Origin of the sequence: Sediminicola sp. YIK13, assembly GCF_001430825.1 — a bacterium.
Taxonomy (GTDB): domain Bacteria; phylum Bacteroidota; class Bacteroidia; order Flavobacteriales; family Flavobacteriaceae; genus Sediminicola.
On sequence record NZ_CP010535.1, the window covers coordinates 828,567 to 840,402 of the forward strand.

Annotated in this window: 8 protein-coding genes; 6 read left to right on the forward strand and 2 right to left on the reverse strand. The window is 40.0% G+C overall.

Annotated elements, in window-relative coordinates; genetic code table 11:
* Positions 1 to 73: 73 nt before the first annotated feature.
* Positions 74 to 1,714, forward strand: a complete 1,641-nt coding sequence (locus SB49_RS03645) for a hypothetical protein (protein WP_062053945.1) — start codon at positions 74 to 76, stop codon at positions 1,712 to 1,714.
* Between the two features lie 93 nt (positions 1,715 to 1,807).
* On the opposite strand, the gene SB49_RS03650 is transcribed toward SB49_RS03645, so the two are convergent.
* Positions 1,808 to 2,917 carry a TlpA disulfide reductase family protein gene (locus tag SB49_RS03650; RefSeq protein ID WP_335337888.1) on the reverse strand — a complete coding sequence of 370 codons (1,110 nt, stop codon included), beginning with the start codon at positions 2,915 to 2,917 and terminating at the stop codon, positions 1,808 to 1,810.
* A gap of 102 nt (positions 2,918 to 3,019) precedes the next feature.
* Entirely contained in the window at positions 3,020 to 3,514 is a 495-nt protein-coding gene (locus SB49_RS03655; protein ID WP_062053948.1) for a hypothetical protein, read from the reverse strand.
* A gap of 96 nt (positions 3,515 to 3,610) precedes the next feature.
* On the opposite strand from SB49_RS03655, the gene SB49_RS03660 reads away from it, so the two are divergent.
* The 5 genes from SB49_RS03660 (at position 3,611) to SB49_RS03680 (ending at position 11,777) form a co-directional block, all read left to right on the forward strand.
* Positions 3,611 to 6,523: an FAD-binding and (Fe-S)-binding domain-containing protein gene (locus SB49_RS03660; protein ID WP_062053950.1), complete on the forward strand. Its 2,913-nt coding sequence runs from the start codon at positions 3,611 to 3,613 to the stop codon at positions 6,521 to 6,523.
* Positions 6,524 to 6,661: 138 nt separating this feature from the next.
* Positions 6,662 to 7,726, forward strand: coding sequence for a chorismate synthase (gene aroC, locus SB49_RS03665; protein ID WP_062053952.1), 1,065 nt, complete (start codon positions 6,662 to 6,664; stop codon positions 7,724 to 7,726).
* A gap of 62 nt (positions 7,727 to 7,788) precedes the next feature.
* On the forward strand, positions 7,789 to 9,102 hold the full coding sequence (locus tag SB49_RS03670; protein WP_062053954.1) for a dicarboxylate/amino acid:cation symporter: 1,314 nt from the start codon (positions 7,789 to 7,791) through the stop codon (positions 9,100 to 9,102).
* A gap of 141 nt (positions 9,103 to 9,243) precedes the next feature.
* Complete coding sequence (locus SB49_RS03675) at positions 9,244 to 10,545, forward strand: dicarboxylate/amino acid:cation symporter (protein ID WP_062053956.1); 1,302 nt, start codon at positions 9,244 to 9,246, stop codon at positions 10,543 to 10,545.
* Between the two features lie 62 nt (positions 10,546 to 10,607).
* On the forward strand, positions 10,608 to 11,777 hold the full coding sequence (locus tag SB49_RS03680; protein WP_062053958.1) for a flavohemoglobin expression-modulating QEGLA motif protein: 1,170 nt from the start codon (positions 10,608 to 10,610) through the stop codon (positions 11,775 to 11,777).
* Positions 11,778 to 11,836 lie beyond the last annotated feature (59 nt).

Genomic DNA, 11,836 nt, shown 5'->3' on the forward strand with positions numbered 1-11,836 from the left:
ATCATTATTTTTTATACTTAACAGTAGATTTTAGCGTTCTTTGAGAACCCAAATAATGTTAAACCTACTTATAATGAAAAGAATTTCCCTTCTATTTTCAACAGTTTTATTGTTGGCCATATCCTGTAGTGATGAAACCACTATTTATTCTGAACCAGAAAGTACCATTAAATTAGAAACAAATCTTCAAGTGTTGACCAGTAGTATTGTGTTTGACAATTCTGGAGTATTGGACATATTTGAAAAGGATGAAACCACGGGTAAATTTTCCAAAAGCAATGCCGCTGGTGTCGCAGGAGATTATCCATTAACACTTGTTGCACAGGTTAGTCCCCCTTCATTTACAGGTGGAACAAATTTAACGGCCTCCCATGTGAATGTTGATGGCAATTTTGCCTATGTATCCTATAATACGGTAGATGCTAGTTATGCTGGGGCTATAGATATTATTAATATATCCGATCCCAATAATCCAGTTGTGACGTCTAGGATGTATTTCACCAATAGGGACATCAATGCCTTAAAATATGACAGTGGTTTCGTTTATGCCATTGGAGGAATTGAGGCCGAAGGAGACCTGACCGCGCTTTCCAACTCCTTTGTGGCTAAAATACCGGCTGTAAACGGAATTTTTAGTGCAACTGGAATTATTTTTGGTTATCAGGAGGGTTTTGTTGCAACTGACGTGGAAACAACGGCAACCAATGTATATGTTACAAGCGGAATGGATGGTGTTTTGGCTGCTTATGATAAGTTGACCTTAACCATATCTATCAGTGTGCTTTCTCCAGACTTACGTTCCTTGGCAATTCAGGACAATCAAATTGCCGTTTTGGATGGCAGCAAAGGATTAAGCATTTTTGACCAGAATTTTCAATTGCTCAAAGAAATAGCGATCAATAGCGATTTTGGGGTATCTACCAAAAAAACAATCGACTTTGATACTGACCGTATCATGGTTTCCGAAGGTTCTAAAGGAGTGGGTGTTTATAATATAACCTCTGGATCCCTTATTGAGTATATCCCAATTTTAATAAACCCTGATGGGGTTGATATGTCTGATATTGTAAACAATGCCGTAGCCATCAATGAAGGAGTCATACTAATGGCCAATGGGGGCGCAGGTTTAAGTTTGAACGAAAAGAAAACTGACAATACAGAAGAGTTTGGCATTATAGGATTGGACGGGTCGATTAATTATGTAGCATCAAAGGACGATTATGTTTTTGCTGCCTCAGGAAAATTGGGTTTGCAAATTCTTAAAATGAACAAGCCCTCCGAAACCTTATTGAACAGATGTGTTGACCTGTTGGTCTACATCGGCAATGATAATTTGAGAAGTGAGGTAGGAGAGGCACTTGAGTATTCTGGTGGAGCTGGGAAGCGATTGAAGAGTGTAGGGATAGATGGTTCTTTATTGTTATGCGGTTCTTGGACAGTTCAAAACAACACTTGGATTAGTGAAGGTGCTTTGTTCGAAATGAACGGTAGTTATATCATTGGTAGCAATAAAAAGCAAAAAGAAATATTGGTCCAAAAGAATGGTGTCTTTAGGGTAGAGGGAAATCTTACCATTTATGGCAATTTAATTCTTGAAGAGGGTGCCACAATGGAATTCCTTGATGGTTCTGTTGTTAATATATTTGGAGATGTTATTATGGATCCCACGGCCGAGGTTAAAGGAAATTTCGTGGATTTACAAAACAAATTCTAGGAAACGATAATATATTAGGATATAAACCTAAAGACAAGAAAAGGCCCGACACATTAATGTGTAGGGCCTTTTTTAAAATATGTCTTTCTGGGTCTACTGCAACATTTCGGCAATCTTTTGCTCCAAGGCGGGTCCCCTAAGATTTTTGGCTACGATTACTCCGTTTTCGTCCAAAATAAAGGTTGCCGGGATTGCATCCACATTGTATAATTTGGCAATTTCATCAAAGTATTGAACGTTGGAAACATGGTTCCAAGTAAGGTTGTCATCTGCAATGGCTTTTTTCCAATCCTCGGCTCTTCTGTCCAAAGAAACCCCTAGAATGTTTAAACCCTTGTCATGGTATTTGTTGTAGACATTTACCACATTAGGATTTTCTGCCCTACATGGCTTGCACCAAGCGGCCCAAAAGTCAACAATAGTGACCTTCCCTTTAACGTCATTCAAGGCCAATAAATCCCCATTTGGAGTAGGCGCGGAAAAATTTGGTGCCTTGCTTCCTATGGAGGTGCTTTTGCTATTGTTCAATTTTTCCTCTATGCTCTTCCCTGGTTTGGTTTTTTTCATTTCAGGTGAGAGGCCATCGTATAATGCTTTTACTTCTTCATCCGACATGGATTTTGTATTCAATACCTTATCGATGATCAAAACTGAAATCAAAGAGTTAGGATTTTTCTTTACGTAATCCAATTCAAAATTTTTCGCCTCTTCCTGAAGTTCAAAGTATTCATCCCTAAGAGAGACCATAGTGCCCTCATCGTTACTGGCACTGGCTTTTCTCATATCCTCATTAATAGACATGGCCCTGCTAGACAATTCTTTTGAACCTTTAATAAAATCGGTGAAAAACTCGTTTTGCGGAGTTCCAGTTATTTTTGCATCGGTCAAACTATCTTTTTGAACAGTAAGTTCTATCTCTCCTTTTTCAACAATAAAAGGAATATTCCCTCTCAACTGGTCGATATAGACATAATGTATTTCTGGCAGGTCGGCCGGCCCTGAAAATTTAAATTTCCCATTTTCAACAGTGGTGGTATCCACATCAACTAGCTGATTTTCGGCATTTGCCGTTTTAAGGTATACCTTGGTGCCGTTTTCCAATTCCCCATTCACAGTTCCATCAAGACTGAAACCTTCTGGATTAGTACTGCAAGCAACTACGGCTGCAAGAGCGCATAGGGATACTATTATTTTTTTCATCATTTTTATTTTAGACGGTCAAAGGTAATTATATTATCGTGTATAAAAAAAGCCCTTAACATTACATAAACGTTAAGGGCTTGTAGATTTTTATTTTAATGGGCACTAAAATTGGTAACGGATACCAAGGGCAATATCGAAATCAAAATTATCAGAAAATTCATCATATCCAGCAACTCCAATTTCAGGTCTAAAATCCAATGAAAGAAGCAATGGGATATTGAAATCATATTCGATACCTATATTACCAGCAGCAAAAACAAAAAGACCATCATTATAATCCCTATCTTCATTTCTAACAAAATCCACACTACCTAATCCACCACCTACACCATAGTACCAGTTGAAATCACCATCAAGTGGTCTAACCCATTGGTGAACTACGGCCAATTTAAAGGCATCATAGTTTCTACTGTCTCTCCATCCAAGATCAAATTCCAATCTCGTACTGGAAGTCAATGCTGTTTGGTAGGATATTTCCGCACCAAAACCATCACTATCACCCAAACGAAGTCCAAGGGCATTTTCTGAAATCGACTGTGCGCTCAAGGAGAATCCTGTAAAGCATAGGATAAGCGTTAAAATTTTAAATATTTTCATAAGTTTTGTTTTAAGTTTATTTAGGTGTCAAAAATAGCTGAATATTAATGGCCTAAAGTTAATAAAAACTTAATTTAGCACCTAAAATTAACCCAAGTGGACATTAATTTACTCCTAAAACTGAAAAGCAATTTAGAAGGCGACCTTCAATGGGATTCCCTAACTACTGCGCTGTATTCAACGGATGCTTCCGTATACCGTAAAATGCCATTGGCAGTTGTGTTCCCCAAGACTATTGAGGATATTAGAAAGATTATACATTTTGCCGATCAGCATAGTGTAGGAATCATTCCAAGAACCGCGGGAACCTCTTTGGCGGGACAATGTGTGGGTGATGGTATTGTTGTAGATGTATCCAAAAATTTCACAAATATTATCCATTTAGATGAAGCTAAAAGGCAGGTGACTGTTGAGCCAGGGGTCATTAGGGACGAATTGAACCTTTTCTTGGCGCCTTATGGCTTGTTCTTCGGCCCAAACACCTCTACTTCCAATAGGTGTATGATAGGTGGGATGGTAGGAAACAATTCTTCCGGAACTACATCCATACAGCAGGGGGTTACCAGGGATAAGATAGTTTCTATGAAAACTATATTGGCCGATGGTACAGATGTGGAATTTAAAGCCATATCCAAAGAAGATTTTAAGCATAAAATGACCTTGGATAATCTGGAAGGATCTATCTATAACAACCTATATAAGGAGCTCAGTGATACTGAGACACAAAATGAAATATTTGAAGAATTTCCTAAAGCTTCCATCCATAGAAGGAATACAGGGTATGCCGTAGATGAAATTTTAAAGAGTAATGTGTTTACTGATGCCAAGCAAGATATCAACCTTTGTAAGCTTTTAAGTGGGAGTGAGGGTACCTTGGCGTTTACCACGGAAATCACCTTGGAATTGGATGTTTTGCCCCCAAAATTATCGGCTATGGTGGTCACCCATTATCACACCTTGGATGATAGTTTGAAGGATGTGGTGCCAGTTATGGAGCACAACCTTCATTCCTGTGAGATGATGGATAAGGTGATTCTCGATTGTACCAAGAACAACAGGGCGCAATTGGCCAATAGGTTTTTTATTGAAGGGGATCCAGCGGCAGTACTGATGTTGGAATTACGATCTGATACGGAAGAAGATTTGGACGCACAGATCTCTAAGCTATTGGCTACGGTAGAATTGTCAGGGTTGAGTTATTCCAATGCGATCCTAAGAGGGGGCAATACCAACAAGGCTGCCGAATTAAGGAAAGCCGGCTTGGGGCTTTTGGGCAACATGGTAGGAGATCGTAAGGCAGTTGCTTGTATTGAAGATACTGCCGTTGCTTTGGAGGATCTTAAGGATTTTATTGGGGAGTTCTCCCAAATCATGAAAGCTTACGAGCAAGATGCTGTGTATTATGCCCATGCTGGTGCCGGGGAATTGCATTTAAGGCCCATTCTGAACCTGAAGAAGTCCGAGGACGTCGCCTTATTCAGGGCAATCACCACAGATGTGGCCAAATTGACGAAAAAATACAAAGGTTCTTTTAGCGGAGAACACGGAGATGGTATCGTAAGAGCAGAATTTATTCCTTTAATGATCGGTGAGAACAATTATCAATTGTTAAAAAGGGTCAAATCCTACTTTGACCCAAAAGGAATATTCAATCCCGGAAAAATTGTGGATGCCTATCCCATGGACGAGTCTCTTCGCTATGAAATAGATAGGGAAGAGCCTGAGATTAAGACGTTGATGGATTTTTCCGATAGCGAGGGCATACTTAAGGCCGCAGAAAAATGTAATGGGAGTGGCGATTGCAGAAAGACGCATAAAGTGGCAGGAGCAATGTGCCCCAGTTACCATGCCACAAAAAACGAAAAAGACACTACCAGGGGGCGCGCGAATGCATTACGTGAGTTTTTGACCAATCCGAATGCCAGTAATCGATTTGACAGCAAAGAGCTCAAAGATGTTTTCGACCTATGTCTCAGTTGTAAGGCATGCTCCAGTGAATGTCCGAGTAATGTGGATATAGCGACCTTAAAAACAGAATTTTTATACCAATACCAAGAAGCAAACGGGTATCCATTACGAGGTAAATTGTTTGCACACAATACCCGATTGAACAAATTGGGGAGTAAGATGGCCGGCCTGACCAATGCGGTATATAGATCTAAGGTATTGAGTTCTTTAGTTAAGAAAACAGCCGGGGTGTCACAAGAAAGAAGTCTTCCTAAAGTTTCAAGTGTTGATTTCAATAAACATCTTCAAAAATCTCAAAAAGAGGCGACTATTTCAAAATCAAAAGTAATTTTATACATCGATGAATTTACAAATTACTTGGATACAGAATTGGGCAAGGATGCCATTGAGGTTCTTGTTTTATTGGGGTACGATGTAGAATTGTTCTTCGGGGAAAGTGGTCGCACCTATATTTCCAAAGGATTTTTAAAAGAGGCGAAAAAATTGGCGTTGACCAATATTGAAAAATTAAAGGTCTTTGCAGATCGGGCCGTTCCCGTGATAGGTTTGGAGCCTTCCGCCATCCTTACTTTTAGGGATGAATACAAGCGGTTTGGTGCCGATGCCAAAATAGTAGATGCCATAGGGGCAAATGCCTACCTTATTGAGGAATTTCTAGCCAGTGAAATAGAGAATGGCAACTTGACCTCGGCCCAGTTTACCAAGGAGCCAAGGACGGTAAAAATTCACAACCATTGCCATCAAAAAGCATTGTCCAATCAAAAGGTAACCTTTGACATATTAAACCTGCCTGAAAATTATACGGTTTCCATCATAAGTTCTGGCTGTTGTGGGATGGCCGGATCCTTTGGTTATGAAGAGGAGCACTACGAGGTAAGTATGCAAATAGGGGAGCTAAAACTCTTTCCAGCAGTTCGGAAATCTGCCGAGGATGTTATCATTGCAGCCAATGGCACGAGTTGTAGGCACCAAATACATGATGGAACCAAGAGGACAGCATTACACCCCATAACCATATTAAAAGGGGCATTGGCAAACTAAAGGTAGACTAGTACCACTTGTTAAGCAAGGGGTAAAGTTTGGTTTATTTTGTTTTATTTGGCAAGTGCACAGTAATATGCATGGACTTGATTTTTGTATCTCTGATTTAAGATTTACCTTTGAACGAAAGATATCTACATGGCAGGCAATACATTCGGAACCCTTTTTAAAGTAATGACTTTTGGTGAATCACATGGTGTTGCCATTGGAGGTGTATTGGATGGATGTCCGGCTGGTATCCAGTTGGACCTCGAGGTCATCCAAAAAGAATTGGACAGGCGTAAACCTGGACAGTCGGCCATTGTGACCCAACGAAAGGAACCTGATTCCGTAGAGTTCTTTTCAGGGATTTTCGAAGGAAAGACCACAGGAACACCTATAGGTTTTGCCATTCACAATACCAATCAGAAATCCCATGACTATTCCCATATTAAAGATTCATACAGGCCCTCCCATGCCGATTATGTCTACGACCAAAAGTACGGATTTAGAGATTATAGAGGTGGGGGAAGAAGTTCTGCTAGGGAAACAGCAAGTAGGGTAGTGGCCGGTGCCATTGCCAAACAATTTCTAAAAGACATAAAAATAAACGCTTACGTATCCCAGGTTGGTAATTTAGCCCTGAATACTGATTATAAGGATTTAGACTTCTCATTGATCGAGTCCAATGACGTACGATGTCCAGATCCTAAAATGGCCTTGAAAATGGAAAACTACATTAAGGAGATCAGAAAGGAAGGTGATACGGTAGGAGGAATTATTACCTGTGTGGTGCAGAATGTGCCTATTGGCTTGGGAGAACCTGCCTTTGATAAGCTGCATGCAGAATTGGGCAAGGCAATGCTCTCTATCAATGCCGTAAAAGGATTTGAATATGGTAGCGGTTTTGAAGGCGTAAAAATGAAGGGTAGTGCCCATAACGACCAGTTCAACCAGGATGGAACTACCAAAACTAATCATAGTGGGGGGATTCAGGGAGGTATAAGCAATGGTATGGATATTTATTTTAATATTGCCTTTAAGCCAGTGGCAACCGTCATTCAAGGCTACGAGACCATAGACAAGGAAGGCAACATGGTAAAGACCCAAGGTAAGGGACGTCACGACCCATGTGTTGTTCCAAGGGCGGTTCCCATTGTAGAAGCAATGACTGCCTTGGTCTTGGCAGATTATGCCTTATTGAACAGAACCATCAAATTATAATTTTCCTTTTTTTCGGCTTTTACTAACAAAATAGTATCTTACCCCCTCAAAATTTAAAATATATGAGGAAGCTGGAATTGCATTGGCGAATTCTTATTGGAATGTTTTTAGGTGTTGTTTTTGCCTACTTAATGGTTCAATTGGAATGGGGGCCTAAATTTGTATCGGATTGGATAAAACCTTTCGGGAATATATTTATCAACTCCTTAAAATTAATTGCAGTTCCGTTAATCCTTGGATCCCTGATCAAAGGGGTTTCTGATTTAAAGGATATTTCCAAATTATCAAAAATGGGGGGTAGGACCATAGGAATCTATGTCATGACCACGGTTATAGCGGTTTCCATTGGACTAGGGGTGGTAAATCTTATTAAGCCCGGTTCTTCCATCTCACAAGAAACCAGAAATGAACTTGTTGAAAATTACAAAGGAGATGCAGATTCAAAAATAGCAGAGGCCGCCAAACAAAGAGATGCCGGTCCTTTAAGGGCATTGGAAGATTTAGTGCCTGATAATATATTTCAAGCTGCCAGTGACAATGGCAATATGCTCCAGGTGATTTTCTTTGCCATCCTCTTTGGGGTAGGACTTATTCTGATCCCGGAAGAACAGGCATCCCCTGTTAAGAAATTTTTTGATGGGTTCAATGAGGTAATTCTCAAATTGATCGATTTAATTATGCTGGCCGCACCTTTTGGGGTATTTGCCTTATTGGCTGCCTTGGTCGTAGAATCGCCCAGTTTAGACCTATTTAAGGCTTTAGGTTGGTACGCCTTGTCTGTAGTGATAGGCCTGACCTTGATGATATGTGTTTATCTGTTTATTGTTTGGATAGTCACAAAAAAAACTCCAGCATACTTTTTAAAGGGGATTTCCCCGGCTCAACTATTGGCATTTTCAACCAGCTCCAGTGCTGCAACCCTTCCAGTAACTATGGAACGGGTAGAGGAGCATTTGGGTGTTGAGGAAGAGGTCACCAGTTTTGTATTACCTATTGGGGCCACAATAAATATGGACGGTACTAGTTTGTACCAAGCCGTAGCGGCTGTTTTTATTGCCCAGGCCTTTGGCATGGATCTTAGTTTGTCTGCGCAATTGGGTATTATCGTAACTGCAACATTGGCCTCCATTGGGAGTGCTGCGGTACCAGGAGCGGGGATGGTCATGTTGGTAATAGTTCTAGCGCAAGCAGGAATTCCTGAAGCTGGTCTGGCCCTTATTTTTGCAGTAGACCGTCCCTTGGATATGTGCAGGACCGTAGTTAACGTAACAGGTGATGCTACCGTTTCCATGGTAGTTGCCAAGTCTGTTGGCAAACTGGGCGAGCCCAAGGTAAAAGATTGGGACGACCACTATAAAGGAAAGAAAGTTATTTAGACTTCATACTACTACTACTACTACTACTACTACTACTCAAACTCATAGTTTTAGGGCCTTTTTAGGCCCTAAAATATTTTTATATCCCTTTGTAATTTCAATTGATAGTTCTAATACATTAGCGCGTTCTTATTTGAAATTATGAAAAAGATTGCTTTGCATTGGCAAATCCTAATTGGGATGTTGCTGGGGTTGTTTTTTGGATATTTAATGATCCAAGTTTCTGGCGGAAAGGAGTTTGTTGAAAACTGGATTAACCCATTAGGGGTCATATTTATTAATTTGTTGAAGCTCATTGCCATTCCATTAATATTGGCATCCCTAGTAAAAGGAATCTCGGATTTAAAGGACATATCCAAATTCAGGAACATTGGTCTACGGACCATGGTCATCTTTATAATGACCACTGTTATTGCCATTACCATTGGATTGGTCTTGGTAAATATTTTTAAACCTGGGAATGGTATTTCCAATGAAACCATTGAAAGGCTAACATCTACCTATTCTAACAACACTGGGCTTCAGGCAAAAATAGAAGAGGCATCCTTGCAAAAAGATTCTGGTCCCTTACAATTTTTGGTGGATATGGTTCCCGACAACATTTTTACCGCCATGAGTAATAATAAACTCATGCTACAAGTGATATTTTTTACTGTGTTTTTGGGTATTTCCATGCTGCTTATTGGGGAAGAAAAAGCCAGACCCTTAAAAAATCTTTTTGACTCCCTAAATGATACCGTTTTAAAAATGGTGGATTTGATAATGATATCGGCACCGGTAGCTGTTTTTGCCTTACTGGCCTATGTGGTGGTCAGCTCTGGAGATCCGGATCTGTTGTATGCCTTATTAAAATATTCGGGCGTAGTGGTTTTGGGGCTCATATTTATGATTGTCTTTTATTGCACCTTCATCTTTGTAACCACAAGGATCAACCCGTTTTGGTTCCTAAAAAAAATGAGTCCTGCTCAGCTTTTGGCATTCTCTACCAGTAGCAGTGCTGCGGTCTTGCCGGTGAACATGAAAATTGTGGAAGATGAAATTGGGGTGGATAAGGAAGTGTCCAGTTTTGTTCTTCCCGTAGGGGCAACGGTGAACATGGACGGTACAAGCCTTTATCAAGGGGTTGCCGCGGTCTTTATTTCACAGGCCCTTGGGTTTCATTTGGAGCTTACAGATCAACTGATGATCGTGCTAACCGCCTTATTGGCTTCCATAGGTTCTGCTGCCGTACCTGGGGCAGGAATGGTGATGTTGGTTATTGTATTGGAATCCATAGGTTTTCCTGCCAATAAATTGGCCATTGGATTGGCCCTTATTTTTGCAGTGGATCGTCCCTTGGATATGTGTAGAACCGTAATCAATGTTACTGGGGACGCCATGGTAAGTTTAATTGTCGCCAAATCTGTAAGTAAAATAGATTATACGAAAGCGAAAAGGATGTAAGGATCGTCCATTGGTCTCAAATGACTAAATTGCGACCAAATATGTTGATGTAATTGTAGCTTATGAAGAATAGTGCCTTGGAAGATATTGAAAATGTGTATGCCGATTTATTTGAGATAGATATCAATTTGGACCGTTTGGTAAAAAAGATTGAACTGCTCAGTTACCTAAACCCCTTGAATATTGAAAAAGAGAAACAGCGTTTCTTTACCTCTAAATATACCGAAGACCCTGTTTTTAAGTATCCCAAGATCAAATTTGATCCCTATAAGCTCCATCGCTTGTTTTATTCCCAACGACTAGAGCGCATTGAAGATGATGAGATTCGGAAGATGTACCAGGAAATAATCTATTACTACTCCAACATGATCCAGTGCATCGAGACCATTGGAGAGGGTAAGAAGTTCTATTATAATTCCTTAAGGGTATTTGGTACCCCTACAGAAAAGGACGTTCAGAATGCGAGATATATCCTTCATTTTGAAGATGAGCCTGTTTCCAGTGCAATGGAAAAAGTGTATACCGCAGAGGAAGCCAAAACATATTTTGAGGAGTTTGTTCAACAATATAATTTTCCCTTGAACATTAGATTATCAACTAGCCTTGCTGCAGATGCTATGGTGAGGAACAGTACCCAATCTTTGGTGATCAAAAAAAACGCCAAATTTTCCAAAAACAAACTATTGACCCTGGCCAACCACGAGATAGGGGTACATTTGGTAACGACCTTTAATGGCATGGACCAGCCCCTCAAGATTTTTTCCAATGGCTTCCCCAAAAATGTGGAAACACAGGAAGGGCTTGCCGTCTTTAGCGAATATATGAGTGGGGCCTTGACCTTAAAAAGACTTAAAGAATTGTCTTACAGAGTTTTGTCATCAGACAGTTTAATAAAGGGTTCCAGTTTTTCGGATACCTTTGATATGATTCACAATCAATACAAATTGAATAGAAACGACGCCTTTACAATTACCATGCGAGCCCATAGGGGAGGTGGATTTACCAAAGATCGCTTGTATTTAAGTGGCTTGCGTAAAATATATAAACGCCATAAAAAAGGAGTGTCCATGGATAACTTATTGTGCGGAAAAGTAAATATGGAATACGAACAAGGGATACAGCATTTGTTTGATCAGGGCCTTGCACATAATATCACCCATAAAAATGTGGCCTTTTCTGAAAACAAAAATATTAATACGACGCTGGATTTTATCTTAAATAATTTAAAATAGTCTAGTTATCATTTTATTAGGGCGAAATTTGAATTTCATCCGGGTAGATAAAATTAATT

Excerpts from the sequence above, each read along its gene's own strand:
- SB49_RS03645 (WP_062053945.1), top strand. The coding sequence starts at position 74 with ATGAAAAGAATTTCCCTTCTATTTTCAACAGTTTTATTGTTGGCCATA.
- SB49_RS03680 (WP_062053958.1), top strand. The coding sequence starts at position 10,608 with ATGAAGAATAGTGCCTTGGAAGATATTGAAAATGTGTATGCCGATTTA.
- SB49_RS03655 (WP_062053948.1), bottom strand. The coding sequence starts at position 3,514 with ATGAAAATATTTAAAATTTTAACGCTTATCCTATGCTTTACAGGATTC.
- aroC (WP_062053952.1), top strand. The coding sequence starts at position 6,662 with ATGGCAGGCAATACATTCGGAACCCTTTTTAAAGTAATGACTTTTGGT.
- SB49_RS03675 (WP_062053956.1), top strand. The coding sequence starts at position 9,244 with ATGAAAAAGATTGCTTTGCATTGGCAAATCCTAATTGGGATGTTGCTG.
- SB49_RS03670 (WP_062053954.1), top strand. The coding sequence starts at position 7,789 with ATGAGGAAGCTGGAATTGCATTGGCGAATTCTTATTGGAATGTTTTTA.
- SB49_RS03650 (WP_335337888.1), bottom strand. The coding sequence starts at position 2,917 with ATGATGAAAAAAATAATAGTATCCCTATGCGCTCTTGCAGCCGTAGTT.